Origin of the sequence: Cyanobium sp. ATX 6A2, assembly GCF_024346355.1 — a bacterium.
GTDB lineage: Bacteria > Cyanobacteriota > Cyanobacteriia > PCC-6307 > Cyanobiaceae > NIES-981.
Genome location: NZ_JAGQCU010000018.1, coordinates 23,123 through 49,978 on the forward strand (window position 1 = coordinate 23,123; position 26,856 = coordinate 49,978).

Here is a 26,856-nt window from a genome sequence, read left to right on the forward strand (position 1 = left end):
TCAGAGCACCCGCTTGATCGCCAGGATCGAGAGCTCGTCGCTGATCTCCTCGGCCCGGTCGGCCAGGCCATCGATCACCTCCAGGGCGTCGCGGGCCAGCAGTTTGCGTTCCAGCGGCCGATCGGAGGCGAACAGGGCCTTCATCAGCCGCAGGGTGATGGCATCGGCCTCCGACTCGTAGACACGGATGTGGTTGATGTGATCGCGCACGGCTTCCGGATTGCGGAAGAAGGCCCGCGCCCCCCGCACCGCCTCCTGCAGGCTCTGGGCCACCACCGCCACCAGTTCCTTCACCTCGGCAATCGCTTCAGCCCCCTCGATCGCCCCGGTGTAGCCGATCAGCAGTTCCTGGAACACGTTCTTGGTGGCGTCCAGGAGGGCATAGAGATGGGTGAGCAGGCGCAGCACATCGCCGCGGAAGTCGGGGATCAGCATCTCCGTGTAGAGCGTGTTCACCACGGCCCGGCGCAGCTCGTTGGCGCGCTCCTTGAGCTGCATCAACTGCTCGAGCTTGCGCTCGGTTTCCTCCACCACCCCGCGCTCCAGCAGCAGCTCGATGCCGCGCTGGAAATAGATGGCACCCTCCGACACCTTGTCGAGGAACTCATCGATCTGAGCCTCGAGAAAGCGGGTTTTAGCGAACAGCGCCGGGGTACTCAACGGTAGTTCTGGAACTGCAGCGCCACCTCCAGCTCCTCCTCCTGCCCCTTGAGCAGCTGGATCACCTGCTGCAGGTCGTCCTTGTTCTTGCTGGTCACCCGCAGGCTGTCGCCCTGGATCGCCACCGTCACCTTCTTGATGGCGTCGCGCACCTGTTTGCTGAGGGCTTTGGCCAGCTCCTGGCTGAGGCCCTTGCGCAGCTTCACCTCCTGCTTCACCCGGTTGCCGCCCACGGCCTCGGGATCCTGGAAGTCGAAGATCTTCAGCGACAGGTTGCGCTTGGTGGCCTTCTGGCGCAGCACATCGCCCACCGCCTGCAGGGTCATGTCGCTGGCGGTGGTGATCGTGAGGCTGGCCTCCTCCAGCTCGAGGGTGGTGGCGGAGTCCTTGAGGTCGTAGCGCTGCACCAGCTCGCGGCGCACCTGATCCACGGCGTTCACCAGCTCCTGGCGGTCGAAATCCGACACGACGTCGAAGGAGAAGGACTCAGCCATGGGACGGATCCGCGCTGGGGGGTGTGGGCCACCCTAGAAAAAGGCCGCTTCCGGCCCCCACCATGCTGCTCGCCACCGCCTCCCACACCTCAGCCTCTGCTCACTTCGCCTGGTCGCTGCTGCTGAGCTCGGCGGTGGTGGTGTTCAGCACCGTGCCCCTGGGGGCGGCTCGCTCCCAGGCCGATTTCCAGATGGCCGACCTGGCGGCCCCCAGGGCGATGTTCGAGCGGCTGCCGGCCTGGGGCAAGCGGGCGGCCTGGGCCCACCAGAACTGCTTCGAGGCCTTCAGCCTGCACGCGCCGGCGGCCCTGCTCTGCCTGCTGGCCGGGGTGGGCGGCGCGGGAGAGGGGGCCCCGCTGGCGGTGACGGTGGCGGTGGTGGCCGCCTGGCTGCACCCGGTCCTGCGCCTGGCCTACATCGGCGCCTACCTGGGCAACGTGCCGCCGCTGCGGGGCCTGTGCTGGGCCGGTGGCCTCACCTGCAGCGGCCTGCTCTACGTGGAGGGGCTGAAGGCGGTGCTGGCTGCCCAGGGCTGATTCAGGCGCCGATCAGTCGAAATACATCAGGCTCACCACCTTGCCCATCTCCTCGGCCAGCCGCACGCTCGCCAGCAGCGTTTCGCTGTCGTGGAAGGCGTAGCAGATCAGCTGGTCGCAGCGACTGATGATCTCCTGGTTGCAGAGGCTGCTGGCCATGGGCAGGGGCAGATCATCGTGCTCGGGCTTCTCCACCAGGTGCAGCACCCGCTCCAGCTGCTCGCGGGATTCACCGGGCTGACGATCGAGGCTCTGGGGCAGCAGCACCGTGAGCTTGCCGGGGTCGATCTCCAGCACGCTGCGGATCACGGCGGCGTTCACCCCCTGGGAGCCGGAGGTGATCAGGCTGTGGCCCTCCTGGGCGAGGGAGCGGGCCACCAGTTCCACCAGATGGATCGACACCACCGGCACATGGCGGCTGCCGAGGATGGCGATGCGGCGTTTGCTGCGGTCCTGGAGCATCGCCAGCTCCTGGGCCAGCGTATCGATGCGATCCAAGGCGGCAATATCCAGAGACCGGGTCACACCAAAGCCCAGGCGGCACCCAGAAACTAGCAGTGGTCTCGGGGGATTCAGGCCACCGGCTGGGGCAGCGCCAGGCGTTGAAACAAGGAGGCGAAGTTGCAGTGCTCCTCCACGAGCCGCACCGCGTAGGTGGCCTTGACGGCCTCATGCAGGCGCACATGGCCGAAGGCCTGCTCGATCACCTCCACCGTGGTGAGGGTGTCGTGCTCCACCTTCAGCAGGGGCACATCCAGTTCCTCAGCGCGGGTGACGAGCTGGGGCAGGGGGTCACCCACACCGGTGAGGATCAGGCACTGGGTGGAGGCCTCCAGGGCCGCCAGCTGGATGTCGGTGCGGTCGGCTCCGGTGACCACGGCCATGTTGCGGCGGCGGCGGAAGAACTCCATGGCGGAGTTCACGTTCATGGCGCCGATCGAGAGGGTTTCCACCAGCAGATCGAGCCGGTCGTGGCTGCAGAGCACCTCGGCCTGCAGGCGACGCACGAGCTCCTCCACGGTGACGCTGCGCAGCAGGGGGCTGCGGGGCATCACGCCCAGCACCGGGATGCCGAGGCGCTCGAGGGCGGGCACGATCTCCTGGCGCAGGTCCGCGAGCCGATCGGGGTCAACGCCGTTGAGCACCACCCCCGCCAGCCGTTCACCGAGGGCGGCCCGGGCTGCCAGCAGCGCATCCACACTGCGCACATCCGTCCACAACTCCACCAGCAGCACGGGGGCATCGAGACCGTGGGCCAGCTGGGGGAGGCTGAGGCCATAGAGCAGACCCTCCACCAGGCTGCCGGGCGCCTCCAGCAGGTTGAGCCCGGGCCCGCCCGCAGCCAACAGGGCCTGCAGGCGGTCATAGCCATCGCCAGGTTGCAGCTCACCGGCCAGCAGGCGGCGGTGCACCTCAGCCAGCTCGAGGCTGTAGAGCGAGGGCAGCAGCTGGTCGTCGCTCAGGCGCAGGGTGGCGCCCACGAAGCGCACGTCGGCGTCCAGCAGGGGGCCATCGCCAGTGGCTGGTTCGCCGTTCTCGGGGGCGGAGGCCAGCGGTTTGCCGAAGCGCACCGCCACACCGGCGCGCAGCAACTGGCGGGCCAGGCCGAGCACCACGGCCGATTTGCCACTGAACGGCTGACAGGAGCCGATCAACAACGTGGGGGCCATCAGTGTTCTCGCCGGAGACCGCAGGCTAGGCAACCGCTGTCGCTCCATCCAGGGGCGAGGCACCGCTGGCTGAACGGGGCCGTTCGCCGAGCAGCAACCAGCGCCAGAAGCTCACCGGCAACTGGTGCTCATGGCGCTGCATCAGCCACAGCACCAGCTGATAGGCCGGCAGGGTGAACTCGTAGCGCACCGCCGGCAGATCGGGGAACTGCAGCTCGCAGCGCAGGGTTTCCAGGGGTGCCGGCTCGCCGTGCCAGCGCAGGCTGAACGCGCGCACGCCATCCCCCTCCAGACGCCGCTCACCGTTCCATTCCCCCATCAGCAGCTGCCCCACGGCCCCTTCCAGCAGCAGCTGCTGGGTCACCCCCCCGCAGTAGGGGGCGAACAGGGGCACCAGCGGCTCGAGGATCGAGGCTGGATCAATCCCGGCTGAATCAAAGAGTGCCACGCCGTTGGCTGGGGGCTTGAAGCCGTCGCCGGGCGGTGGTGGTGGTGGAAAGATCATGGGGGATGGGACAGACAGCGCGTTGCGGATGCGGGGTTGCCACTGATCTAGGCACAACCCAGTCCCTTGGACTTCATGATGGGCCCCCCAGGCAGCTCTGTTGCCCACTTGTCGCCAGACGTCAACCTCCACCCGGCGATGCCCTCACCCCCCTGCGTGGCGATCACCGGCGCCAGCGGCAGCCTCGGCCAGGCGCTGCTGCGCCAGTGGCACCGGCGCGGCGCCCGGCTGATCGCCCTCAGCTGCGGGCCGCGCCAGCTGGAGCTGCGCGATGCGGCCGGCCAGCCGATCGCCCTGCGGGATGTGACCTGGTGCGTGGGCCAGGAACCCGACCTGCGGGAGCTGCTGCAGGAGGTGGACGTGCTCGTGCTCAACCACGGCGTGAACGTGTATGGCGAGCGCAGCGCCGCCGCCACCGAGCGCTCCCTGGAGGTGAATGCCCTCAGCAGCTGGCGGCTGCTGGAGCAGTTCGCCGCCGTGGTGTCCGAGCGCAGGGCCCGGGAGGGTGAGCAGAGCGCCCGCCCCCGGGCCGAGGTGTGGCTGAACACCTCGGAGGCCGAGATCCAGCCCGCCCTCAGTCCGCTCTATGAGATCAGCAAGCGGCTGCTGGGCCAGCTGGTGAGCCTGCGGGCCCTCGACCTGGCCCACGACCCGGCCGGCCCCCGGCTGCGCATCCGGCGCCTGGTGCTGGGACCGTTCCGCTCGTCCCTCAATCCCGTGGGCGTGATGGGCGCTGACTTCGTGGCGGGGCAGATCCTGGCCCAGGCGCGGCTGGGCCTGAACCTGATCATCGTGACCCCCAACCCCCTCACCTACCTGCTGATGCCCCTGGCCACCCTGGGCCGCTGGGCTTACTTCGGGCTGCTCACCCGGGGTGCCGGAGCGGCCGCCAAGCCCTAGAAATCGCGGTCGGTGAGGATCTCGCAGCCGTCGCTGGTCACGGCGATGGTGTGCTCCCACTGGGCCGAGAGGCTGCCATCCACCGTCACCACGGTCCAGCGGTCCTTGAGGGTGCGGCAGGCCTTGCTGCCGGCGTTGAGGATCGGCTCCACCGCCAGGGTCATGCCGGCCCGCAGGGTCATGTTCGGCAGGTCGCGGGTGCGGAAGTTGAACACCGAGGGCTCCTCGTGCAGGTTGCGGCCCACTCCGTGGCCCGTGTAGTCCTCCACCACCGCATAGCCGTGGGCCTCCACGTGATCCTGCACGGCGCCGGCGATGTCGAGCAGGGTGTTGCCGGCCTTGATGCGGGCCAGGCCCTGCATCAGCGACTCCTGGGCCACCCGCGCCAGACGCCGGGCGTCCTCAGAGCTCTCCTCACCCACGCAGAGGGTCACGCAGCTGTCGCCGTGGTAGCCGTCGAAGTAGGCGCCGGTGTCCACCTTGAGCAGGTCACCGGCCTTGATCACCCGCTTGCCGCTGGGGATGCCGTGCACCACCTCGTTGTTGATCGAGGCACAGATGCTGGCCGGGAAACCGTGGTAGCCCTTGAAGCTGGGGGTGGCACCCAGCTCACGGATGCGACGCTCGGCGTGGGCGTCAAGGTCGCCGGTGGTCATGCCGGGAGCGGCCATCTCCATGGTTTCGCGCAGCACCGTGGCCACGATGCGGCTGGCCTGGCGCATGGTGGCGATCTCGCGGGCGCTCTTCACCTCCACGCCGCGGCGGGATTTCTGGATGCGCGGCCCCGCCGCCACCAGGGGGGAGGGGCTGGCCCCCTGGGTGCCGGCCGAGCGGGTGCCGGTGGTGCTGGCCAGCAGATCGGCGAAGAGATTCATGAAGGGGGGGAGGGCGGCAGCCCTGCGACCTGGGCACGGATTCAGGGTCAAGCTATCAACGGTGCACCTGCCACCGCCCGGTTCTCGCGCACCGATGCCCCTCTTGCCCGCTCCGCTGGTTCAGCGCCTGCGCCGCCTGCACGCCGCCCTGGCGCCGCTGGTGCTGCTGCCGCTGCTGCTCACCGTGGGCACCGGGATGGGCTACCGGCTGCTGCGCGACTGGGGCGGCCTCGACCGCGACCAGGCCCACCTGCTGATGGTGCTGCACGAGGGGGAATGGCTCACGGGCTGGTTTGGAACCAGCGGCGAAACGCTCTACGTGCTGCTCAATGGCCTCGGCCTGCTGTGGATGCTGGTGAGCGGCGGGGCCATGGCCCTGCAGCGTCTGCGCCGAGGCGGGGGGTGACACCCCGGCCGGTACACTCTTGGTTTGGCCAGGCGTTGCGGAGCTGAGATGGCAGCTGAGGACACACAGACCGGTGAACTCGCCGGAGAGGTCTCAACCGGAGAGGTCTCAACCGGTGAGATCCAGGACGTGGCTGTGCAGGACAAGCCTGCTGGTGAAACGGCCAAGCCGCGCGTCGGCCGCCTGAGCGCCCAGGAGATGATCCGCGCCTTCGAGGCCGAGCAGCTCAAGAGCGAGCTGCCAGACATCTACGTGGGCGACACCGTGAAGGTGGGTGTGCGCATCCGTGAGGGCAGCAAGGAGCGCGTGCAGCCCTACGAGGGGGTGGTGATCGCCAAGCGCCACGGCGGCCTCAACGCCACCATCACCGTGCGCCGCATCTTCCAGGGCGTGGGCGTGGAACGGATCTTCATGCTTCACAGCCCCCAGGTGGCCTCCGTGAAGGTGGAGCGGCGCGGTAAGGTTCGCCGAGCGAAGCTCTTCTACCTGCGGGATCGGGTGGGTAAAGCCACCCGGGTCAAGCAGCGCTTCGATCGCTGAGCCAGCGTCCGCTGAGCCAGCTTCGCCGGCCTCCTGTCACCATGTTGATTCCGGGGACATCACCCCTGCGCCGTTAGTTCAGTTGGTAGAACGCAGGTCTCCAAAACCTGATGTCGGGGGTTCAAGTCCTCCACGGCGCGCTCGATGTCCCCACCGCTCAACTCCGTTGGCGGTTTTCTGTTCTCGCCTCGCCGTTTCTCCCCGCTGACTATGGAGTTGGATCTTCAACCCGGAGATGTGGTCAAGGTGCTCGAATCCGCAGCCCTGGGCTGGGTTCGTGCCCGTGTGATTCGGGTCAAATCCGGTGGACGCGTTGTTGTTCAGAGTGATCAAGGTCGGGAATTCACCGCCCGCGGAAATCAGGTGCGCCTGATCGAACCGGCCGGGTTCCGCCCCTGATTCCAGCCCGCATTCTTCCCCCATTCCCCTCCGCAGCGTTCCTTGCGGTGTTGTTGACGGAGGGGGGGGCTGCAGCGGATACTTTTCTGATCGCACCAGCGATGTCAGCCGCCCTCCGGACGGCCTGGGCCAGCGTCCTTCGGGCGACTTGGGCCAACGCCCTCAGGGCGATCTGGGACTGTAGTTCAACCGGTTAGAGCACCGCCCTGTCACGGCGGAAGTTGCGGGTTCGAATCCCGTCAGTCCCGTTTCCATTCCACCTCAGGAGAGCCGGCTGTGACAGCTGAGGCGCGTTCCGTTCGCGTTCGCCTGGCCCCCAGCCCCACCGGCACCCTGCACATCGGCACGGCGCGCACGGCGGTGTTCAACTGGCTGTTCGCCCGCCACAGCGGCGGCCGCTTTCTGCTGCGCATCGAGGACACCGACCGGGAGCGCAGCAAGCCGGAATACACCGCCAACATCCTCGACGGCCTGCGCTGGCTGGGGCTCGACTGGGACGAGGAGCCGGTGATCCAGAGCCAGCGGCTGGAGCAGCACCGCGCCGCCATCCAGCAGCTGCTCGATGCCGGCCAGGCCTACCGCTGCTACGCCAGCGAGGAGGAGCTCACGGCCATGCGCGAGCAGCAGGCCGCCGCCAAGCAGGCCCCCCGCTACGACAACCGCCACCGCGATCTCAGCCCCGAGCAGGAGCAGGCCTACATCGCCGAGGGCCGTGAGCCGGTGGTGCGCTTCCGCATCGACGACGACCGCACGATCACCTGGACGGATCTGGTGCGCGGGGAGATGCGCTGGAGCGGCCGCGATCTGGGCGGCGACATGGTGATTGCCCGCCGCGCCCCGGCACACCGGATCGGCGATCCCCTCTACAACCTGGTGGTGGTGGTGGACGACGCCGCCATGGCCATCAGCCACGTGATCCGCGGCGAGGACCACATCGCCAACACCGCCAAGCAGCTGCTGCTCTACGAGGCCCTGGGCCAGCCGGCGCCGGCGTTCGCCCACACGCCGCTGATCCTCAACCAGGAGGGCAAGAAGCTCTCCAAGCGCGACGGGGTGACCTCGATCAGCGACTTCCGGGCCATGGGCTACAGCGCCACCGCCCTGGCCAACTACATGACCCTGCTGGGCTGGTCGCCGCCGGAGGGGATGGGCGAGCGCTTCAGCCTCCAGCAGGCGGCCGCAGTGTTCGGCTTCGAGCGGGTGAACCGGGCCGGCGCCCGTTTCGACTGGGACAAGCTCAACTGGCTCAACGGCCAGGTGCTGCGCGAGCAGGGCGCCGAGAGCCTGCGGCAGCAGCTGGCACCCCTGTGGGCCGAGCGCGGCTGGGGCCAGGCCGGCGCGGCCAACCCCGTGCAGGCCGATCCCGCCTGGCAGTGCCAGCTCAGCGAACTGCTGGGCCCCTCCCTCACCCTGCTGGCCGATGGGGTGGAGCAGGCCGAACCGTTCTTCACCACCCCGGAGCTCAACGACGCCGCCCGCGCCCAGCTGGAGGTGGCGGGGGCCCGGGCGGCCCTGGCGGCCCTGGCCGAGGCCCTCGAGCCCCTGACAGCCTCCGACCTCGGCGCCGATCAGGCCCAGGCCCTGCTCAGCGAAGCCGCCGCGGCCGCCGGCGTGAAGAAGGGGGTGATCATGAAGAGCCTGCGCGCCGCCCTGCTGGGCAGCCTGCAGGGGCCCGACCTACTCACCACCTGGCTGCTGCTGCACCGCAGCGGCGACGACCTCCCCCGCATCGCCCGCTGCCTCTGAGCCCCCTGCCTCTGAGCCATCTGCCTCAGTGAGCCCCAGGCGGCGGGCCAGGGGGCCGGCACTTAGGCCCTGCAGGCCCACGGTGAGCAGGATGGTGAGGAACACCAGCCCCTGCAGTCGCCCGGCCCCCACCACCCCCGCCTGCTCCAGGCGGATGGCGAACAGGCTGGCCACCGCGGCCGTGACGATGCCCCGCGGCGCCAGCCAGCTGAGCAGGGCCCGCTGGGCGAGGCTGAAGCCCATCCCCCAGGTGGCCAGGCCGATGGCCAGGGGCCGCAGCACCAGCATCAACGCCAGCACGCAGGCCACGCCGCCCCAGCCCAGGGGGCTGAGCTGGGCGAAGGTGACGTCGGCGGCGAGCAGGGGAAACAGCATCGTGATCGCCAGCTGGGCCAGCTGGCGGATCAGCTCATCGAGCTCCTTGGCGTCGGTGTCGGGGCGGCGACCCACCACCACGCCGGCGGCCACGGCAGCGGGCAGGCCCGATTCCGGCAGCACCTGCTCGCAGCCGGTGAACATCAGAAACAGGATGCCGAGGCTGAGCTGCAGGCGCAGGGCGCCGTTGCCGGCCGAGGCGGGGATGCGGCGCAGCAGCTCGGCCAGCAGCCAGCCGCAGGCGGCACCGATCAGCACGCCGCCGCCGAGCCGCTGCAGCAGCCCGGTGGCCAGCTCCCGCCAGCCGTGCAGGGTGCCGAGCAGCAGCTCCAGGAGCAGCAGGGCCAGCACGGCGCCGATCGGCTCCAGCACCAGCCCCTCCCCCTCCAGCACCTCCCCCAGGGGCGCCGCCAGGCCGATCTGGCGCACGAGCGGATTCACCACCGTGGGGCCGGTGGCCAGCACGATGGCGCTGAACACCGCCGCCAGGGGCCAGTTCAGGCCGGCCAGGCCGTGGGCCAGCAGCAGCCCGCCCAGCAGGGCCAGCACCAGGCGCACGGCACAGATGCGCAGCACCGCCTGGCGGGTGCCATCGGCGGGCAGGCGCAGGTTGAGGCCGCCCTCAAACAGCACCAGGCTCACCAGCAGACCCACGATCGTGCCCAGGCCGGGCCCCAGATCCAGGGGTTCCACCAGCCCCAGGCCGGCGCGGCCGATCAGCAGCCCGGAGCTGAGCAGCAGCACCACCCCGGGCAGGCCGGTGGCCCAGGCCAGCGCCTGGGCCACGGCGCCGGAGAACACGGTGACGCCCCAGAGCAGCCCCAGCCGCTCAGGCGTCATTCATCATCGAGGGGATTGAACCGGGGTTCCACCCGGATGCCCACCACGGCACTGGGCCGCACCACCAGGTATTCCCCCTCCAGCTCACCCATCGGCACGTTCACGAACGTGTCGGGGCTGGAGGCGGTGAGCACGTCGCCATACCACTGCTGGAAGGCCTGCAGGCTGGCGAACATCACCGTTTCCGTCTGGCCGCCGCTCATGTGCAGATGAACGGCATAGCGCCGTGGGTGGGGGGACATGGAGACGCGGCGGAGCAGCGGGCGAACACCCCCTCAGGATGCCCCAGGCAGGAGTCATCGTGCCATTCGCCGCCGGGCCAGGGCTCCAGGCCGGCGCTGGCGGGCAGGTAGAGGGGATGGCGGGGCTGGCCGCCGCGGGTGCTGCCCAGGGCCAGCAGCCGCCGGCCCCGCAGCAGCGACAGCACTGCCGCCTCGCGGCCGCACCAGCCGCCGAGGGCGCCCCAGCCCAGCCACAGCGGCGCGGTGGGGCAGGCCGCCAGGCGCCGCCGGATCCAGGGGTCGGCCTCGGCGCCCACCGGATCGGCCAGGCGCCGCAGGGCCGCCGGCGAGGGGCTCACGGCGGCGAAGAGGTTGAGCACCTCCAGCGCGCCGTAGCCCCAGCCGCGGGCGAAGCCGATCAGGCGCCGCAGGGTGGGGTCGTCGCGCTCCGCGTCGGCGCGGGAGGGGTTGAGGCCGATGAACAGCAGCGGCGGCGCGCCGGGATCCCAGCGGCGCTGCAACCACCAGCGGTAGCGGCCGCAGGCACTGAAGCGGGCGCGGCGCACCATGGCACCCCCCTTAGCCTGAAACCCTGCCGCAGCGATGGGGCCACTGACGGCAGGACGGGACATGGGCCGGGATCCGAGTGGGCAGAGGCAACGGTGGCGCCGGAACCGGCGCCTGCGCAGCTGGCAGCTGGCGCTGCTGCTGGGGCTGATCCTGAGTCTGCTTCCGGGGCGGCCGGCCCTGGCCTTCGTGCAGTTGCCCGGCGGCGGCGGCGGCAGCGGCGGCGAGGCCGACGCGGCTGAAGAACGCTGGCTGGATCGCCATCAGGCCTATTCCTGCGGCCGCTTCTGGTGCGTTGACGTGCTGTTCCCGCACGACCTGCTGAGACCCCCGATCACCCTGGCGATCGATCCGGGCGACACGCTGTCGGCACGAGCCGCCGCCCGGGCGGTGAAGAACCGGGCCGAAACGGTGGAGCGGAGTGTGGAGGGCGTGATTGCCCAGCTGCGCCAGGCCTGGGTGGCAGGGGCGCTGACACCGGAGAGCGCGGCGGTACCGAATGAGGCGGAGTCGGCCCTCTGGAGCGTGTTCGGCCGTCAGGCCCTCCACCCGCTCACCCCCACTGTGGCGGTGGGGTTCCGCAACAACGTGCCGGTGGTGTTCATGCCCGCCGAGCCCGACCAGGGCCTGGCGTCGGGGACCCTGCTCACGGTGACCGAACCCGATGCGGCCAGGGCCGGCATCACCACGATGGAGCTGGCGGAGCGCTGGAAGAGCACGCTCCAGAAGGTGATCAGCGAATCGCTCTGGGGCCTGGAGTACAACCGCCGCCATCCCACCGGCCGGCTGCTGCTGGCGGGGAAGGTGGCGGGCGGCGTGCTGCTGCTGCTGCTGCTGCTGTCATGGATCCGCAGGATGCTGCGCCGGGCCCTGCAGCACCTGCATGACAACACCCAGGCCCTGCGCGACTCGGCCACGCGGGAGGTGATGGCGGCCTTCAGCGGCAACCTCGAGTCGCAGGAGGCACCACCCGGCACCCCGGAGTGGGGAGATGACCGCGGCGACTCCGGCGATCTCGAGGAGCCGGTTTCAGCGCCGCCCCGCCAGCGCGCCTTCAGATGGCTGGAGCGCCTCGGCCGCCGCGCCGGACGCCAACCCCAGCTGCTGCTCGCGGGCACCGGCCGCCTGATCGAAACCCTGTCGATCCCCACGCTGCAGCGGCAGGGCTGGCGCAACCAGTTCCGCAACCTGCTGGAGATGGCGCTGCTGATCACCACTCTCCTGCAGCTGAGCCTGCTGGCGGGCGGCATCGGAGCGATCGCCATCTTCTTCCCTGCCAGCCGCATCGCCTCCCTCGTGCTGATGCAGAAATCGGTGAGTGTGCCGCTGATGTGGCTGGGGCTGATCGTGGTGCGCTGGCTGCTGCTGCTGGTGATCGACCACAGCGTGAACAGCTGGACGATCGAATCGATCATCCGCAATCCCAGTTCCCGGCGCTATGCGCTGCGGGCCGTGACCTACACCAAGATGCTCAGGAACGCGGCCACGATGGTCTGCGTCATGGTCGGCATCGTGCTGACCCTGCTGATCGTGGGGGTCAATCGCAACATCCTCACCGGTGCCGGCGTGCTGGCCGTGGGGGCGGGTCTGCTGCTGCGCAACCTGCTGGATGACTTCATGCAGGGCCTGCTGATCATCAACACCGACCGCTTCGCCATCGGCGATGTGGTGACGATCCAGCCCCACAGCGGCTTCGTGGAGAACATGAATCTGTTCAACACCCAGCTGCGCGGGATCGACGGCCAGCTCACCAGCCTGCCCAACGGCGGGATCCGGGCCGTGGAGAACCTCACCAAAGACTGGTCGCGGGTGAACTTCACGATCGAGGTGGCCGCCGGCGAAGACCTGCGCGCGGTGCTGGAGCTGCTCCGGCGGGTGGCCGAGGAGATGCGCGTCGACCCCGACTGGGCCCGGTATGTGATCGGCACACCCGAAGTGCTGGGGGTGGATGAGCTGCGGCAATCGGGCTGCCTGATCCGGGTGTGGATCCAGACCCTGCCCCTGGCCCAGTGGCCGGTGGGGCGGGAATTCCGCCTGCGCGTGAAGGAGGCCTTCGATCGCGAGGGCATCAGCCTGGGCACCCCGCGCCAGGAAGTGGTGCTCGAGAAGGCGCAGCCCGCCACGCTGAGGCCCTCGACAAGCCCCTGAGGCCACTGTGGAATGGGCGGTCAGCCGTCCCCCGGCGGCACCCGGTCTCCGCATCACCCCCGATGGCCCGTTTCAGCCAGCTGTACGTGTTCGGCGACAGCGCCAGCGACTACGGCAGCCTGGCGGCGGCCCTGCGCCAGGAGAGCTCGCCGCGGGGCCGCTACAGCGGTGTGACCGCCCACAACACGCCCAACAACTGGCAGGTGCTGCTGCGGCGGCGGCTGAATCTGCCCCTGCCCCGCGATCCGGGCAGCGGCGAGTTCCGCATCGCCAACCGCTTCATCGCGCCCCCGGGCGCCGGCTCCGCCAGCGACCCCTCCTTCGCCGTGAGCGGCGCCACCAGTGGGCGGGAGCACCTGGCGGAGTTCGGCGATCTGCGCGAGCGGCTGGCGGCGATCGCCGGGCTGCGGGGCCGCGGCCTGCAGGGCCAGATCGAGGCGGCCCTGGGGCAGGGGATCCGCCCCAGCTCGGGTGATCTGGCGCTGGTGTGGGGCGGCGGCAACGACTTGCTGCTGGGGGTGCGGCAGGAGCGTGATCCCCAGAAGGTGGTGCGCCAGACGGTGGGGCGCATGCTCGCCAACGTGGAGGTGCTGCTGCGCTCCGGGGAGACGCGCCAGATCGTGGCCTCCGCCCTGGTGCCCTTTCAGGGCCAGGTGAACGGGGTGGCGTACCAGCTCCCTTACATCACCGAGCTGCTCAAGCGCGCCGCCCGTCCCGACGCCAGCCGCAACACCCGCGCCTGGGCCGACTACTTCCGCGGCAATGGCAGCAGCGCCCTGCTCGACGCCTTCGATCGCGGGCTGGAGACCCTGCGCGCGCGCTACCCCTACGCCGCGATCGTGGGCTTCCGCAACGAGTTCGAGAGCTCCTGGGATCAGTTCGGCCGGCGCCTGGGCGACTTCTCCGACTTCGGCATCGGCGACGCACGGCGGTCGGCGCAGAGCCGCAAGGGCTTCGCCGATCTCTCCAGGCGACAGATCGCCCGCTTTCTGCACTTCGACAACGTGCACTTCAGCGAGAGCGGCAACGCCATGCTGGCCCGCTCGCTGGAGCTCACCCTGGAGCGCAACCGCTCCCGCTTCACCGCCGCCGCCCTCACCCGCCGGCGCGAGGGGGGCGACGGCGACGACCGGCTGAAGGGCAGCAAGGCCAACGACCTGCTGATCGGCGGCGGCGGCGACGACCGCCTGGTGGGCCGGGCGGGGAACGACGTGCTGATCGGCGGACCGGGCAGCGACCGCATGGGCGGCGGCCCCGGCGCCGACGCCTTTGGGTGGCAGGCCGGGGATCTGCGCGGCCGGCCCCTGGATGTGATCACCGACTTCAACGGCCAGCAGGGCGACCGGCTGGCGATCACGGCCCTGCTGGATCGCGGCAATCCCTTCGCCAACAAGGGCTGGCGGTTCATCGGCAGCGATGGCTTCTCCGGCCGGCGCGGCGAGCTTCGCTTCAGCGGCGGGCTGCTGAGCGGCGATCTGAGCGGCAACCGCACGGCCGACCTGCGGGTGCAGCTGCTGGGGGTGGATCGCTTCTCGCCCGACTGGATTGCATGATCGAGATGGAGCAATCGAAGATTCGTGTTCTGGAGAGATGCCCTTGAATACTCGACAGACGACCTTGTTTAATTCCCAAACAAATGACTCTTGATTCCCGAACAGCAACTTATATCCCCGACCAGACGACTTTTATTTCCGAACAGACAACTTTTTTTATTTCCTAAACAAATGACTCTTGTTTTCCGCACAGACGAGCCTTGATATCATGATATCGTGACTGATCTTGCCGCGTTAAGGGATCAACGCCGCAGCGCCCGCCTGGCGACCTTGCGCCAAGGGGCCCAGCAGGTCGTGGCCAACCACCCCGGGGCCGAAGTGTGGCTGTTCGGCTCCCTGGCCCGCGGCGACTGGGACGCCTATTCCGATGTCGACCTGCTGGCGATCGCCCCTAGCCAGTCCGCGGCCCAGGCCATGGCCAACGATCTCCTTGCCGCCCGCCTCGGCGACGACGTGCTGGCCCTCACCAGCGAGCGCTGGCAACGCCTCAAAGCGAGCGACGATCCCTACTGGCGCGCCATCGGCCACGATGCCCTGCGCCTCGATCGACCATGACCCCCCGGGCTGAGGCCTGGCTTCGCCAGGCCCAAAGTGATCTGGACGCCGCCCGCTGCATGGCGGCTGAGGCGTTCCATGTCCAGGCCTGCTACCTGGCGGGTCAGGCGGCTGAAAAGGCCCTCGAGGCGCTGCTGGTGGCGGCCGGCATCACCCCGCCCTACAGCCACTCGCTGGAGCGCTTCGTGGAGTTGCTGCAAACCCAGGGGCTCAACACCCAGGCTCTGACCGTGCTGCGCCTCAAACCCCTCACCCGCATGAACAGCGACAGCCTCTATCCCCAGGGTGATGAGGCACCGGCCGATCTGTTCGATGCCAATGACAGCGCAGCAGCCCTGTCCACAGCGGAGGCCGTGCTGCGGATCGCCACGGCTGAGCTCAGGAGCTGAGCTCGCCCCCAGCTCTGCCAGGCTGGGCCCTCGATCGGCGAAACCACCTGTGAGCGCGGCTGAGGGCAATGGCGACAAACCCCTGCTGCTGCTGATCGACGGCCACTCCCTGGCGTTCCGCAGCTTCTACGCCTTCGCCAAGGGCGGCGAGGGCGGCCTCAGCACCAAGGAGGGCGTGCCCACCTCGGTGACCTACGGCTTCCTCAAGGCCCTGCTCGACAACTGCAGGGGCCTGCGCCCCCAGGGGCTGGTGGTGGCCTTCGACACCGACCAGCCCACCTTCCGCCACGAGGCCGACGGGGCCTACAAGGCCCACCGCGATGAGGCCCCCGAGGCCTTCTTCGCCGACGTGGAGAACCTGCAGCGGATCCTGCGCGAGCACCTCGACATCCCCCTGGCCATGGCCCCGGGCTACGAGGCCGACGACGTGCTCGGCACCCTGGCCAACCGGGCGGCGAACGAGGGCTGGCGGGTGCGCATCCTCTCCGGCGACCGCGACCTGTTCCAGCTGGTGGACGACGGGCGCGACATCGCCGTGCTCTACATGGGCGGCGGGCCCTATGCCAAGAACAGCGGCCCCACCGAGATCCGCCGCGAGGGGGTGATCGCCAAGCTGGGCGTGACGCCCGAGGAGGTGGTGGACCTCAAGGCCCTCACCGGCGACAGCAGCGACAACATCCCCGGCGTGAAGGGCGTGGGCCCGAAGACGGCCGTGAACCTGCTCGCCGCCTACACCCACGTGGACGGCATCTACGCGGCCCTGGAGCAGCTGGAGCAGGCGGGGCCCAAGGCCAAAGACCCCAAGGGCGTGCTCAAGGGTGCCCTGATCGGCAAGTTGACGGCCGATCGCGAGAGCGCCTACCGCTCGCGCATGCTCGCCGAGATCCTGGTGGACATCCCCCTGCCCGAGCAGCCGCGGCTGCAGCTGGGGGCCGTGAACAGCGAGGCGCTGCAGCAGAGCCTGGAGGAGCTGGAGCTGAAGTCGCTGGCGCGGCAGGTGGGCCGCTTCGCCGAGCTGTTCTCGGCCGTGCCGCCGGAGCCCAGGGAGGACCCGGCCGTCACAGCCACCGCAGGCAGTCGCGACGCAGAGAGCTCAGACGGCGACGCCGGCGACGAAGCGCCCGCCCCAGCCGCCCCAGCCGCCCCGACCGCCCCGGCCGCTCCCGAGCTGGAGCCCCAGCTGATCACCACCCCCGAGGCCCTCGCCGCCCTGGTGGCGCGGCTGCTGGCCGCCACCGATTCGGCCGGCCCCGTGGCGCTCGACACCGAAACAACCGCCCTCAACCCCTTCAAGGCGGAGCTGGTGGGCATCGGCCTGGCCTGGGGCGAGGGTCCGGCCGACCTGGCCTACATCCCGATCGGCCACCAGGAACCCCCCGCCCAGCTACCCCTCGATCAGGTGCTCACCGCCCTGGCCCCCTGGCTGGCGAGCGCGGCGCACCCCAAGACGCTGCAGAACGCCAAGTACGACCGGCTGATCCTGCTGCGCCACGGCCTGGAGCTGGGCGGGGTGGTGATGGACACGCTGCTGGCCGACTACCTGCGCGACGCCAACGCCCGCCACGGCCTGGACGTGCTGGCGGCGCGCAACTTCGGCTTCACCCCCACCAGCTACACGGAACTGGTGCCCAAGGGGAGCAACTTCTCGGCGGTGCCGATCGCGGCGGCGGCGCGGTATTGCTCCATGGACGTGCACCTCACCCGACGGCTGACGCCGCTGCTGCGCGGCCAGCTGGCGGCGTTGGGGCCGCGGCTGCTGGAGGTGCTGGAGCAGGTGGAGCTGCCCCTGGAGCCGGTGCTGGCGCTGATGGAGGCCACCGGCATCCGCGTCGACACCGCCTATCTGGCCGAGCTGAGCACCGAGCTGGGCGCCACCCTGGAGCGGCTGGAGGCCGAGGCGAAGGCGGCCGCCGGGGTGGACTTCAACCTGGCGTCGCCCAAGCAGCTGGGCGAGCTGCTGTTCGACACCCTGGGGCTGGAGCGCAAAAAATCGCGCCGCACCAAAACGGGCTGGAGCACCGACGCGGCGGTGCTGGAGAAGCTGGAGGACGACCACCCGGTGGTGCCGCTGGTGCTGGAGCACCGCACCCTCAGCAAGCTCAAGAGCACCTACGTGGATGCCCTGCCGGCCCTGGTGGAGCCGGAAACCGGCCGGGTGCACACCGATTTCAACCAGGCCGTCACCGCCACCGGGCGGCTGTCGAGCAGCAATCCCAACCTGCAGAACATCCCGGTGCGCACGGAGTTCAGCCGGCGCATCCGCAAGGCCTTCCTGCCGGCCGAGGGCTGGACCCTGCTGAGCGCCGACTACTCCCAGATCGAGCTGCGCATCCTGGCCCACCTCAGCGGCGAGGAGGTGCTGATCGAGGCCTACCGCGCCGGCGATGACGTGCACGCCCTCACCGCCCGGCTGCTGCTGGAGAAGGGCGAGGGCGAGGCGGTGAGCACAGGCGAGCGACGGCTGGGCAAAACGATCAACTTCGGCGTGATCTACGGCATGGGCCAGCAGCGCTTCGCAAGGGAAACGGGCGTGAGCCAGGCCGAGGCCAAGGAGTTTCTGGCCCGCTACAAGCAGCGCTACCCGAGGGTGTTCGCCTTCCTGGAGCTGCAGGAGCGGCTGGCCCTGAGCCGGGGCTATGTGGAAACGATCCTGGGCCGGCGGCGACCGTTCGCCTTCGATCCGGGCGGCCTGGGGCGGCTGCTGGGCAATGACCCGCTGGAGATCAACCTGGAGGTGGCCCGCCGCGGCGGCCTGGAGGCCCAGCAACTGCGGGCGGCCGCCAACGCCCCGATCCAGGGCTCGAGTGCCGACATCATCAAGCTGGCCATGGTGCGCCTGCACCACCGGCTCGCGGCCGGTGACCTGCCGGCCCGGCTGCTGCTGCAGGTGCACGACGAACTGGTGCTGGAGGTGGCTCCCGAGGCCCTGGAGGCGGTGCAGGCGGTGGTGAAAGAGGCGATGGAGGGGGCGGTGCAGCTCGACGTGCCCCTGGTGGCGGAGATGGGCGCCGGGCCCAACTGGATGGCGGCGAAGTAGGGGGAGATCAACGCAGACCAGATCGCGTCATCAACCAGCTCCAGCCGTGGACTGATCAATCGACGCCTGTGATGGCCTGGCGAAACCAGGCGATGGTGGGCCAGGTCGATCAGGTCGTCCCCATAACAGAAGCTGCGGATGCCGAGCGTGTTCACGCAGCCGCGGTAGCTCTCGGGCTGGGGGTGCACCTCCGGATCGCCGTACCCGGCGTCAAAAGGCAAACGGATCGGCTGCCCAGCCCCTTTGTCAGGCCCAGATCCAGATTGCGCACCAGCAGCAGGGCCGTGGACCTGCCCAAAGGTTTTCAGCGCTGCAGGCTATTGCTATCACGATAGCGGCAGGGTGCAGTCTCCATAACACGCCTTCCCGGCCCGTCACCTGATTCACAGGCGATCACCTGGCCCACACTGCTGCGCTGTTGACGGGCCAGCACGCGGGCGGCGTTGAGCACGTCGTCGTCGAGAGCGAGGGTGGTGCGAGGGCTCGAACCGCACCCACCAAAAGCGACCCCGTTTTGGGGCAATTTGTTTGGGGCAATTTGGTATCGAGAGCCACAAGAACCCCAGCCAGGGTTCGATATCGGAGACACTGCCCGTTACACACCGGCAGCACCCTCACGGGCACCGGCCGCAACGTTGTCCTGCCGGCCCGGCTGCTGCTGCAGGTGGCTGCGATGGGCGCGGGCCCCAACTGGATGGCGGCGAAGTAGGGAGCTTCCTAGATACGGCTTTTCCCCGTATGGTTGATGGATTGTGTGGGAGCGGTCGGGTGGCGGTCGATGAGCGGCTGGATCTCAAGCTCAGCGCTGCAGACAAGCGACTGTTTGCGCAAGCCGCGGCCATCGAGGGGGTGAGCATGGCGGCCTTTGTGCGCCTGGCCGCCAAGCAGCGCGCTGCCGAAGCCATCGAGCGCGAGCGGCTGCTCTCCCTCTCCCAGCGGGATTTCGCGGCCTTTCAAGCCGCCATTGCCGAGCCGTTTGCCCCCAATCCCGCCCTGCGGGAAGCGATGGAGCAGGTCCGCACCCGCGTGAGCCGTGCTTGAGGAGCAGCAGCTCAACCCCACACAACACAACCGCAAAGCCTTCTCCTCTGGTGTGGCTGCGCTGGATCGCTTCCTGCAGCAGCAAGCCCACCAGAACATGCGCCGCGGGGTGAGCCAGACCTTCGTGCTGGTTCCGGCGGACGCCCCTGCAGAGATCGCCGGCTTCTACACCCTGGCGCCGGCCGAGGTGGCGCTGGCTGACCTGCAGCCGGCCGATGCCAGGCCACTGCCGCCCTACCCAGTGCCCTGTTTCCGGATGGGACGCCTGGCCCGCGATCAGCGCTGGCGGGGCCAGGGCATCGGACCGCTGCTGCTGGGCCTGGCGGTTCAGCGCTGCCGCGACGCGCAGCGCTCGGTGGGGGGCTATGCCCTGATCGTGGACGCCAAGGGCGAGGCGGCCCAGGCGTTCTACAGGCGCCATGGGTTCCGGCCCTATCGCGACACGCCGCTGAGCCTCTACCTTCCTCTCGGCAAGGGGCTGTGCTGAACGCTCCTGGTCATCGGCTCAGGTGGGGATCAGGCGCAGCACCGCATCGCCGCCGGGAACGGCCCCGGTGCCAGGGCCAGGAGATAGGTGTCGGTGATGGCGCCGGCATCGAGCAGGGAGCAGACGCTGGTCATCCGCTCAGGAGGCCGGGAACCGGTCCGATCGTCTCGTCGCGCAGCTGATTCACCAGCTCGAGATCCACGGGCACGCCGTCCGGCCGGCGCGGAAGCACCGGCAGGCCGGACCGGGACGCTGCAACAGGCTCGGTGGCATGCCGGCCCGCCAGACCCTGGCGGGCGAGCTCGCTGATCACCTGGCCCACGCTGCTGCGCTGTTGCCGGGCCAGCACGCGGGCGGCGTTGAGCACGTCGTCGTCGAGGGAAAGCGTGGTGCGCATCTGATGCAATGCATCACACATCATCCTAGGACGCGGGCCTGTTCGGCAGCTGAAGACCCTGCCCGGAACTGTCCAGCGCAGGGCGACAGCAGACACCACATCTGGTGTGGTTGTTGAAGCAGACCTGGACACCGCAGGACAGCAACGAGTATCAGGTGCTACCAAGAAACCAGGTTCCCTCGGAGGATCGTGGGCGGGTAAAACTCAGCACTGATGGTCAGCTCAGGACTTCCGCCCGAGTTCGCCGGGCGCAGGCGCCGCCCCCAGCGGCGAGAGCTGCGCTGCCCGGCGCACCCCGAAAGCGCCCTGACGGGCAACGGCCGCAAGTTCTTCCTGCACCTGCTCACCCCCGAGGAGCTGAAGCAGCGGGGCCTGAGCGACAAGCGGGCCAGGCTGGCGATCCAGGCCCATCCGGTGCTGGTGCTCAGCAACGAATGGCTGGAGGAGCTGTGGTGTCCGCAGTGCGGCCAGAAGCGCTGGTGCCACGTGACCCGCCACGACCGCATCCGCCACACGGTGCGCTGGGCGCCGCGGGATCTCTGGCAGCAGGTGGCCCATGTGGATCCGGTGGGGGCCAACCCCAGCGTGAGCGAGTTCAGCCGGCGGGCCGCCCGGCGGGGCGATGGCCGCCGCCGCGACGGCAGGCGCTACTGGGAGCCCTGAGGCGGAACCCCGGGCGCGCTCATCCACAGGCAGCTGTTGTCGCCGTAGGGACGCAGGCCGGCCAACCAGGCGAGGCGGTGAGACCAGCGCGCCGAGCGGGCATCACGGGCGACGCGCCAGGTGGCGGCGGTGGGCCAGCCCCGGAGCACCCGCCCGCCGGCATCGAGCTGCACGCATTGCCCCGCCACCCCCTCAGCCACCAGCAGGGTGCCCAGCCGCTCCACGGGAATCACGGCGCTGCGGCCGGTCTGGGTGAGGGCCACCCGGCGCAGGCGCAGGTGCGGCTGCCCCGTTGGAGCATGCCCAGACCCGTTCGTGCCGGTGATGGACACGTAGTCGGCAGCGGCACGGAGCACCAGACCCTCGGGCAACGGGCCGGGAGGCGGTGGGGCCGGCACGGGGCGGTAGAGCCGCCCGCCCAGCAGCAGCTGGGGCGGCAGATCGGCGCGGCCGGGTTGGCGCACCAGGGCCAGCAGGGACAGCGCCAGCGCCCAGGTGGCCAGAGCCCAGAGCAGCGGGGCGGGAACGCGACGCGGCATCAGGGGTGCCATCAGGACGTGGGATGCTGCTGGCGCAGGGCTTCCTGCACCCCCACATAGCCCGCGCAGACGATGGCGCTGGCCAGCAGGGAGAACAGCTGGGCCCCATGGCCGTCGTGCCAGAAGGCGAAGCTGCCCAGGGTGTCCAGGAGACCAGCAGGGGTCTGCTGGCTGGTGAAGGCGAGCAGGGTGATGCGCACGCCGTTGAGCAGCACCACGCCCAGCAGCGCGCCGACCGCGAACAGCCCCAGCAACAGGCTGCGCTGGCGGCGGCGGCGGGCCGACACCAAAGCCGGCAGGGGAAGCAGCACCAGCAGCAGCGCGGCGGTGGCCAGGCAGAAGGCCAGGGTGGTGCGGCCTGTGCAGCTGGCATCCACCAGCAGGATCTGATCGGGGAGCACGATCCGGTTGCCCTCGGCGAAGGCGGGACGGCCGAGCATCCACAGCAGCAGGGCCGAGATCTGGGCGGTGAGCCGGGCCAGGGGCTCCACGGGCAGGAGCACGTTGATCAGCACCTGGGCGGGCAGCAGGGCGCCGATCGCCGCCAGCTCCCGCACCAGCGGCTGCCGCGGAGCGAGTCCACTGAGCAGGGCCAGCGCCGGCAGCACCGCCAGGGGGATGAAGGCCAGCAGCGGGTCGTAGAGCCGGGCGGCGAAGCTGAGCACCAGCAGGCTCCAGAGCAACAGCACGAGGGCCAGGCCCGTGGCCAGGGGACCGGCATCCGCGGCCGGAGCGGCGGAGGGCTCCTGCTCCCGTTCGAGCAGCAACACAGCGCCACCCAGCCAGGGCAGGGCCGCCATGATCACGAAGGCCCCCTGGCCACCGCGGGTCGCGAGGGTGAGCTGGGCGCTGGCCACCGCCATCAGCAGGGTGAGGCGGGCCCAGGCCGCAGACGAATGGATGCTGGAGCCGCTCATGGGGGAGGCGGGTCAGCGGCTGGGTCAGGGGCCGAGCGTGACTCCAGCACCCGCAGCATCGTGTCGGCGAGGGAGAGGGGCCAGATCAGCGAGGCCAGGACGTGGAAGAGGGCATACACCACGGCAGACAGCGAGAGCCGCAGTACCTGCCGGCGCAAAGTGCCGCTGGCCTCGGCCCGCTCCCGCACCCCCTGGGCCCGCAGATTAGCGAGGCCGCGGTCGATCAGCTCCGCCGCCAGCTTGCGCTGCTGGGCCAGCGTTGCCGCGTCATCTCCCGCTTCGAGCCGCTGCTGCAGGGCCTGGAGCAGGGCCGGCTCCACGGCCAGCAGGCGCTGCAACGCACCGGCGTCGGTGGGGACATCGAGGCTCTGGCGCAGGCGATCCAGCCGCTGCACCGACGCCTGCACCTGGGCCTCCAGGCCCTGGCTGCCCGTCGCCTCGATGCGACCCGCAATGCTGATCACCGCCACGGCGCTGAGCAGATAGAGCAGGGCCACGGCGCGCAGCAGCAGCGGCAGCCAGCGGGCCAGGCCCAGTTCCCAGAGGGCCGGCAGCGGCGGGCCGGCCAGCCCGATCAGCAGCAGCACCAGCGCCACCAGGGGCAGGGAGGAATTGGCCAGCAACTCCGCCAACAGGGTGAGCAGGGCCGAAGGATCGGCGAGGGGCAGTGGAAGGGCCACCGGCACCAGGGTGACCAGGAAGATCACCAGCAGCGTGTAGGCAGCGAGGCGGGCCAGGCGGCGGGCCCGGGCTGGAGAGAGGTCCATGGGGCGACGCGCCGTGGGCCGAGATTAGGGGCGGCCGGCGTGCCAGCCGCGCTTCTGTCCCCCGGGACGGCACCGGAGCCAAACGTCAGCTTTGGTACAACGACAACTGTGTAGCTGGCCCATAATCCACCGATGGCCAGCAGCGGCACCAGCGGCAGCATCAATTCCCCAACCCCTGGAACCCTCTCCGGGGCCTACTACTACGTGCCGCCGGCCCAGCCCGCCGAACCGGCTGGCGAGTCGTTCCGGCTGGAGAGGCTCTTGCGGGTGCTGCGCCGGCGGCGGGGCACGTTCGTGGCCGTGGCCCTGGCGGTGGCCCTGGCCGGCACCCTTCACACCATCTCCAGGCGAGTGCTCAGCCCGGTGTATCAGGGAGGCTTCACCCTGCTGATCTCCGACCCGGTGAATGAAGCCAGCGCCGGGGCGACCGCCCGCGAGGAGGGCGTGGGCATCTCGTCGGTGGCGCGCAACCTGAGCCGGGTGGATGTGCCCACCCTGATCCGGGTGCTGGAGAGCCCCGCCGTGCTGGAGCCGGTGTACAGCCAGCTCAGCGAACGGCATCCTGATCGCCCCCTGCCCGCTGTGAAGGTGTCGCTGGTGGCCGCCGATCCCTCGCAGCGCAGTCCGATCCTGGCCGGAGGGGTGCTGGCGGTGACGGCCCGGGGCAACGACCCCGACCTGGTGCGCGACACCCTTCAGCTCACCGAGAAGGCCTACCTGACGTGGGCGCTGCAGCAGCGGCGCGAGAAGTTGCGCGACGGTGTGGAGTTCCTCGACGAGCAGGCCCCATTGCTGCGCGAGCGCAGCAGCGCACTGCAGGGGGAACTGGAACGCTTCCGCAGTGCCAACAACCTGCTCGATCCCGGGGTCGACGCCCAGACGGTGCGCAGCGAAGTGGAGGGGCTGCGGGCCCAGCGGCTGGCCCAGCAGGCTGAACGCAACCGCCTGGCCCAGGTGCGCCAGCAGGTGGAGCAGGGCCGGTTGGTGACCCGCAGTTTCAGCAGCCAGCCCGGCAGTGACAGAACCGCTACCGAGGGCCAGAGCAGCGGCGTGCGCGTGGATGTGCCCGACCAGTCGCTGCTGGAGGAATACACCCGCCTGGAGCAGCAGATCGCCGAGGCCCAGGCCAAGTATGTGGCCGGCACGCCGATGCTCGACACCCTGCTCGCCACCCGGGAACGGCTGCGCCCCGTGCTGCAGCGCAAGGAACTGGAGGCGGTGGATGCGGCCCTGCTGCAGCTCGACAGCGCGATCAACGCCAGCGATCAGCAGATTGCGGCGCTGGAGGGGCGCTTCAGCGGCCAGCCGGCCCTGCTGCGCCAGTACGAAGACCTGCAGCAACAGCTGGAGATCGCTCAGGGCAATCTGCTGAATTTTCAGAACACCCGGGATCAGTTCCAGCTGGAGATCGCCCAGAACAACGTGCCCTGGAAGGTGATCGCGCCGGCGGCGGTGGGCAGCGCGCCGGTGGAGCCCTCCCTGAACCGCGGTCTGCTGCAGGCGCTGCTACTGGGCCTGGCGGCGGGGGTGGGCGCAGCCCTGCTGCACGACCGGCTCGACCACGTGTTCCACAGCCCGGGGGAGGTGCGGGAAGAGCTCAAGCAGCCGCTGTTGGGTCACATTCCCCACATCGGCTTCTTTGAAAACGTGCGCCAGCAGAGCCGTTTCCTGCTCAAGGAGCTGGACGATCAGCAGAGCGGCCTGGCCGGATTCCAGCGCTTCTACTACCAGGAGGCCTTCCGCAACCTCTACACCAGCCTGCGCTTCCTGGGCAGCGACCGGCCGCTGAGGTCGGTGGCGCTCACCAGCTCGGTGCCCGATGAGGGCAAGAGCCTGGCGGTGGTGCTGTTGGCGAAAACGCTCAGCGAACTGGGCCAGCGGGTGCTGCTGGTAGACGCCGACATGCGCAAGCCGCAGGTGCACACCCGCCTCGGCCTCGACAACCTCGAGGGGCTGAGTCACCTGCTCAACACGGAACACAGCCACTGGGAGCAGCTGGTGCAGGCGGTGCCGGATCACCCGGGGTGGGAGGTGCTCACGGCGGGGCGACGTCCACCCGATGCACCGCGGCTGCTGAGCTCGGCCCGGATGGGGGAGCTGGTGAGGGAGATCGCCGCAAGCGGCCGTTACGACCTGGTGCTCTACGACACCCCACCGGCCCTGGGGCTGGCGGATGCGGCGCTGGTGGCTGAGCACCTCGACGGCATCGTGCTGCTGGTGAGCCTGAGCAAGGTGGATCGCCAGCTGCCCGCCGAAGCGATCCGGCGGATCGAGAGCTCCCGGGCGCCACTGCTCGGTGTGGTGAGCAATGCCCGCAGCCGCAACGAGGTGGAGGAGCGGCCCTACGGGGCGGGCGGCGATGGCTACCGCTACGGCTACGGCTACGGCGGCGCGGTGGAGGGCGGCAGCGGCGGGCTGGATCCGGCGGCGGCCTACGGCTACTACAGCGAGCGGCCGCCGGCCGCCGCCGGCAAGCCCAACCTGTGGCAGCGGCTCAACCGCTGGCTGGCCCGATGAGCAGGGCAGTGCGAGGCCGCCACGCCGCCGCTGGCCTGGCTCTCACCGCACTTGCGCTGGCCGTTCTGGTGCTGCCGAGCGCAGCCCAGGCGGTGGTGATCGAATACTTCTTCAACAACGCCCGCTTTACAGACAATTTTCAGTCCAGAAAAGACTGGACAGGGTTCATCAACGGCACGTTCAACTTTGATGGCACCACGGTAACCCAGCCCAATATCAGCATCAGCATCTTCAACGAAACCAATCAGCTTGTCGCCTCAAACACAAGCTTTACGGAGATCAATTTCAGCACATTCACGTTCAACAACACAACCTACCAAACGCTCAACTTCTTTGTACCCACCGGGCAGGTGGCCCGTTTCTCGGTGGAACGTTCGCCCGACGGCTCCTCGGTCAGGCTCCTCGGCGCCGGCAACCTGAACACCGGCAGCAACACGGTGTTCGGCTACTGCCTGCAACCGAGTGGCTCGTTCTGCCAACCCCCCGGGCAACTGGTGGGCGCCGACAGCTTCGGCAGCGGCGCCTCAATCGTGCCGGTTCCCGGCCCGTTGTCGCTGCTGGGGCTGCTGCCGATGGGAGCCCTGGCCAGCGCCCGCCGGCGGCTGCGCCGGCGCTACCGCAACGAGACGGCGAAGGCATCGAGCGCGTTGAGCTGACCGGCCAGGGGACTGGTGCCGGGGTGCACCTGCATCAGATAGTCGAGGGCCTGGAGGCGATTGAGGCCCCGCTCGCGCATCATCCAGGCCATGCACAGCAGCGGTGAGCGCTCCACGCCGGCCAGGCAATGGGCGTACACCACCAGACCCTGCCGGCGCAGGCTGGCCAGCTGGCCGAGGGCTTCTCCGAGCTCGCCAGGGCTGGGGTGGCGGCCGCTGCGGTGGTCGGGGAGTTCGCAACGCCGGCACGCAAAGCGTCGCTCCAGGTCGTGAGGCCAGGGCCACTCCTGCTGGGAGCAGAGGCTGAGCAGCGCTTGAACCCCCTCACCCCTGAGCTGCTCGAGATGGTGTGGGGCCGCAGGGGCCGGCCCCACGGCCAGCTCGTCGCGCAACACCCAGTCGATCCGGAAGGGGCCCCTGGCGGGCCCGGTGGCTTTGGGCGGAGCCATTGGCGCG

Annotated in this window: 30 protein-coding genes and 2 tRNA genes; 18 read left to right on the forward strand and 14 right to left on the reverse strand. The window is 69.8% G+C overall.

Annotation, left to right across the window (positions count from 1 at the left end; all coding sequences use genetic code 11):
• Both KBY96_RS13450 and KBY96_RS13455 read right to left on the reverse strand, forming a co-directional pair.
• Positions 1-660, reverse strand: coding sequence for a DUF47 domain-containing protein (locus KBY96_RS13450; protein WP_254979992.1), 660 nt, complete (start codon positions 658-660; stop codon positions 1-3).
• Positions 657-1,154, reverse strand: a complete 498-nt coding sequence (locus tag KBY96_RS13455) for a YajQ family cyclic di-GMP-binding protein (protein WP_254979993.1) — start codon at positions 1,152-1,154, stop codon at positions 657-659. Before KBY96_RS13455 ends, KBY96_RS13450 begins: the two co-directional genes overlap by 4 nt.
• A 62-nt stretch (positions 1,155-1,216) precedes the next feature.
• On the opposite strand from KBY96_RS13455, the gene KBY96_RS13460 reads away from it, so the two are divergent.
• On the forward strand, positions 1,217-1,690 hold the full coding sequence (locus KBY96_RS13460; RefSeq protein WP_254979994.1) for an MAPEG family protein: 474 nt from the start codon (positions 1,217-1,219) through the stop codon (positions 1,688-1,690).
• 12 nt (positions 1,691-1,702) lie between these two features.
• On the opposite strand, the gene KBY96_RS13465 is transcribed toward KBY96_RS13460, so the two are convergent.
• Genes KBY96_RS13465 through ebsA form a run of 3 tightly spaced genes read right to left on the reverse strand, consistent with a single transcriptional unit; the run spans position 1,703 to position 3,865 of the window.
• Positions 1,703-2,215 (reverse strand): DNA recombination-mediator protein A, encoded by a 513-nt coding sequence (locus tag KBY96_RS13465; RefSeq protein ID WP_254979995.1) that lies wholly within the window; start codon positions 2,213-2,215, stop codon positions 1,703-1,705.
• Between the two features lie 47 nt (positions 2,216-2,262).
• Positions 2,263-3,360: a phosphotransacetylase family protein gene (locus KBY96_RS13470; protein ID WP_254979996.1), complete on the reverse strand. Its 1,098-nt coding sequence runs from the start codon at positions 3,358-3,360 to the stop codon at positions 2,263-2,265.
• Between the two features lie 25 nt (positions 3,361-3,385).
• On the reverse strand, positions 3,386-3,865 hold the full coding sequence (gene ebsA, locus KBY96_RS13475; RefSeq protein ID WP_254979997.1) for a type IV pilus biogenesis protein EbsA: 480 nt from the start codon (positions 3,863-3,865) through the stop codon (positions 3,386-3,388).
• Between the two features lie 138 nt (positions 3,866-4,003).
• Here ebsA and KBY96_RS13480 point away from each other — a divergent pair, with 138 nt between their 5' ends.
• Entirely contained in the window at positions 4,004-4,765 is a 762-nt protein-coding gene (locus tag KBY96_RS13480; RefSeq protein ID WP_254979998.1) for an NAD-dependent epimerase/dehydratase family protein, read from the forward strand.
• Here KBY96_RS13480 and map read toward each other — a convergent pair.
• Positions 4,762-5,640 (reverse strand): type I methionyl aminopeptidase, encoded by an 879-nt coding sequence (gene map / locus KBY96_RS13485; RefSeq protein WP_254979999.1) that lies wholly within the window; start codon positions 5,638-5,640, stop codon positions 4,762-4,764. The two genes, KBY96_RS13480 and map, sit on opposite strands and share 4 nt — an antisense overlap.
• A gap of 94 nt (positions 5,641-5,734) precedes the next feature.
• Between map and KBY96_RS13490 the strand changes: the two genes are divergently transcribed.
• From KBY96_RS13490 to gltX, 6 genes are all read left to right on the forward strand, one after another.
• Positions 5,735-6,046 carry a peptidase gene (locus KBY96_RS13490; RefSeq protein WP_254980001.1) on the forward strand — a complete coding sequence of 104 codons (312 nt, stop codon included), beginning with the start codon at positions 5,735-5,737 and terminating at the stop codon, positions 6,044-6,046.
• A 48-nt stretch (positions 6,047-6,094) separates the two neighbouring features.
• Positions 6,095-6,586 (forward strand): 50S ribosomal protein L19, encoded by a 492-nt coding sequence (gene rplS / locus KBY96_RS13495; protein ID WP_254980003.1) that lies wholly within the window; start codon positions 6,095-6,097, stop codon positions 6,584-6,586.
• Positions 6,587-6,653: 67 nt separating this feature from the next.
• Positions 6,654-6,726: transfer RNA gene (locus KBY96_RS13500), tRNA-Trp, on the forward strand.
• 70 nt (positions 6,727-6,796) lie between these two features.
• Positions 6,797-6,985, forward strand: a complete 189-nt coding sequence (locus KBY96_RS13505) for a hyperconserved protein Hcp (RefSeq protein ID WP_006043540.1) — start codon at positions 6,797-6,799, stop codon at positions 6,983-6,985.
• Positions 6,986-7,159: 174 nt separating this feature from the next.
• Positions 7,160-7,233: transfer RNA gene (locus KBY96_RS13510), tRNA-Asp, on the forward strand.
• A gap of 28 nt (positions 7,234-7,261) precedes the next feature.
• A complete protein-coding gene (gene gltX / locus KBY96_RS13515; protein ID WP_254980005.1) occupies positions 7,262-8,731 on the forward strand; it encodes a glutamate--tRNA ligase in 1,470 nt (489 codons plus the stop codon).
• Here the strand turns inward: gltX and KBY96_RS13520 are convergent.
• From KBY96_RS13520 to KBY96_RS13530, 3 genes are read right to left on the reverse strand one after another with little or no spacing between them, the layout of a single operon-like run.
• Positions 8,663-9,946: a sodium:proton antiporter gene (locus KBY96_RS13520; RefSeq protein WP_254980006.1), complete on the reverse strand. Its 1,284-nt coding sequence runs from the start codon at positions 9,944-9,946 to the stop codon at positions 8,663-8,665. The two genes, gltX and KBY96_RS13520, sit on opposite strands and share 69 nt — an antisense overlap.
• A complete protein-coding gene (locus KBY96_RS13525; RefSeq protein WP_254980007.1) occupies positions 9,943-10,188 on the reverse strand; it encodes a hypothetical protein in 246 nt (81 codons plus the stop codon). The genes KBY96_RS13520 and KBY96_RS13525 overlap by 4 nt, the downstream gene beginning before the upstream one ends.
• Positions 10,146-10,736 (reverse strand): DUF1643 domain-containing protein, encoded by a 591-nt coding sequence (locus tag KBY96_RS13530; RefSeq protein WP_254980009.1) that lies wholly within the window; start codon positions 10,734-10,736, stop codon positions 10,146-10,148. Before KBY96_RS13530 ends, KBY96_RS13525 begins: the two co-directional genes overlap by 43 nt.
• A 34-nt stretch (positions 10,737-10,770) precedes the next feature.
• On the opposite strand from KBY96_RS13530, the gene KBY96_RS13535 reads away from it, so the two are divergent.
• The 7 genes from KBY96_RS13535 (at position 10,771) to KBY96_RS13570 (ending at position 19,944) form a co-directional block, all read left to right on the forward strand.
• Entirely contained in the window at positions 10,771-12,882 is a 2,112-nt protein-coding gene (locus KBY96_RS13535; protein WP_254980010.1) for a mechanosensitive ion channel family protein, read from the forward strand.
• Positions 12,883-12,944: 62 nt separating this feature from the next.
• The gene (locus tag KBY96_RS13540) at positions 12,945-14,435 is read left to right on the forward strand and encodes an SGNH/GDSL hydrolase family protein (RefSeq protein ID WP_254980011.1); all 1,491 of its coding nucleotides are present in this window, start codon (positions 12,945-12,947) and stop codon (positions 14,433-14,435) included.
• A 216-nt stretch (positions 14,436-14,651) separates the two neighbouring features.
• Positions 14,652-14,990 carry a nucleotidyltransferase domain-containing protein gene (locus KBY96_RS13545; protein WP_396122328.1) on the forward strand — a complete coding sequence of 113 codons (339 nt, stop codon included), beginning with the start codon at positions 14,652-14,654 and terminating at the stop codon, positions 14,988-14,990.
• Positions 14,987-15,379: a HEPN domain-containing protein gene (locus KBY96_RS13550; protein WP_254980013.1), complete on the forward strand. Its 393-nt coding sequence runs from the start codon at positions 14,987-14,989 to the stop codon at positions 15,377-15,379. Before KBY96_RS13545 ends, KBY96_RS13550 begins: the two co-directional genes overlap by 4 nt.
• 49 nt (positions 15,380-15,428) lie before the next feature.
• Complete coding sequence (gene polA, locus KBY96_RS13555) at positions 15,429-18,416, forward strand: DNA polymerase I (RefSeq protein ID WP_254980014.1); 2,988 nt, start codon at positions 15,429-15,431, stop codon at positions 18,414-18,416.
• A 768-nt stretch (positions 18,417-19,184) separates the two neighbouring features.
• Positions 19,185-19,457, forward strand: a complete 273-nt coding sequence (locus KBY96_RS13565) for a DUF1778 domain-containing protein (protein WP_254980015.1) — start codon at positions 19,185-19,187, stop codon at positions 19,455-19,457.
• Positions 19,450-19,944, forward strand: a complete 495-nt coding sequence (locus KBY96_RS13570) for an N-acetyltransferase (protein WP_254980016.1) — start codon at positions 19,450-19,452, stop codon at positions 19,942-19,944. Before KBY96_RS13565 ends, KBY96_RS13570 begins: the two co-directional genes overlap by 8 nt.
• Before the next feature lie 130 nt (positions 19,945-20,074).
• Here the strand turns inward: KBY96_RS13570 and KBY96_RS13575 are convergent, their stop codons facing one another.
• Entirely contained in the window at positions 20,075-20,341 is a 267-nt protein-coding gene (locus KBY96_RS13575; RefSeq protein WP_254980017.1) for a CopG family transcriptional regulator, read from the reverse strand.
• Between the two features lie 213 nt (positions 20,342-20,554).
• Between KBY96_RS13575 and KBY96_RS13580 the strand changes: the two genes are divergently transcribed.
• Complete coding sequence (locus tag KBY96_RS13580) at positions 20,555-21,004, forward strand: hypothetical protein (RefSeq protein WP_254980018.1); 450 nt, start codon at positions 20,555-20,557, stop codon at positions 21,002-21,004.
• Here the strand turns inward: KBY96_RS13580 and KBY96_RS13585 are convergent.
• From KBY96_RS13585 to KBY96_RS13595, 3 genes are read right to left on the reverse strand one after another with little or no spacing between them, the layout of a single operon-like run.
• Entirely contained in the window at positions 20,989-21,555 is a 567-nt protein-coding gene (locus KBY96_RS13585; protein WP_254980019.1) for a hypothetical protein, read from the reverse strand. The genes KBY96_RS13580 and KBY96_RS13585 overlap by 16 nt on opposite strands.
• The gene (locus KBY96_RS13590; protein WP_254980020.1) at positions 21,555-22,460 is read right to left on the reverse strand and encodes an archaeosortase/exosortase family protein; all 906 of its coding nucleotides are present in this window, start codon (positions 22,458-22,460) and stop codon (positions 21,555-21,557) included. Before KBY96_RS13590 ends, KBY96_RS13585 begins: the two co-directional genes overlap by 1 nt.
• A complete protein-coding gene (locus KBY96_RS13595; protein WP_254980021.1) occupies positions 22,457-23,227 on the reverse strand; it encodes a DUF1631 domain-containing protein in 771 nt (256 codons plus the stop codon). The genes KBY96_RS13590 and KBY96_RS13595 overlap by 4 nt, the downstream gene beginning before the upstream one ends.
• A gap of 132 nt (positions 23,228-23,359) precedes the next feature.
• On the opposite strand from KBY96_RS13595, the gene KBY96_RS13600 reads away from it, so the two are divergent.
• Both KBY96_RS13600 and KBY96_RS13605 read left to right on the forward strand, forming a co-directional pair.
• A complete protein-coding gene (locus KBY96_RS13600; RefSeq protein WP_254980022.1) occupies positions 23,360-25,744 on the forward strand; it encodes a polysaccharide biosynthesis tyrosine autokinase in 2,385 nt (794 codons plus the stop codon).
• Positions 25,741-26,400 carry a hypothetical protein gene (locus KBY96_RS13605; protein WP_254980023.1) on the forward strand — a complete coding sequence of 220 codons (660 nt, stop codon included), beginning with the start codon at positions 25,741-25,743 and terminating at the stop codon, positions 26,398-26,400. The genes KBY96_RS13600 and KBY96_RS13605 overlap by 4 nt, the downstream gene beginning before the upstream one ends.
• Here the strand turns inward: KBY96_RS13605 and KBY96_RS13610 are convergent.
• Positions 26,358-26,849 carry a dual specificity protein phosphatase family protein gene (locus KBY96_RS13610; RefSeq protein ID WP_254980024.1) on the reverse strand — a complete coding sequence of 164 codons (492 nt, stop codon included), beginning with the start codon at positions 26,847-26,849 and terminating at the stop codon, positions 26,358-26,360. The genes KBY96_RS13605 and KBY96_RS13610 overlap by 43 nt on opposite strands.
• Between the last annotated feature and the right edge of the window lie 7 nt (positions 26,850-26,856).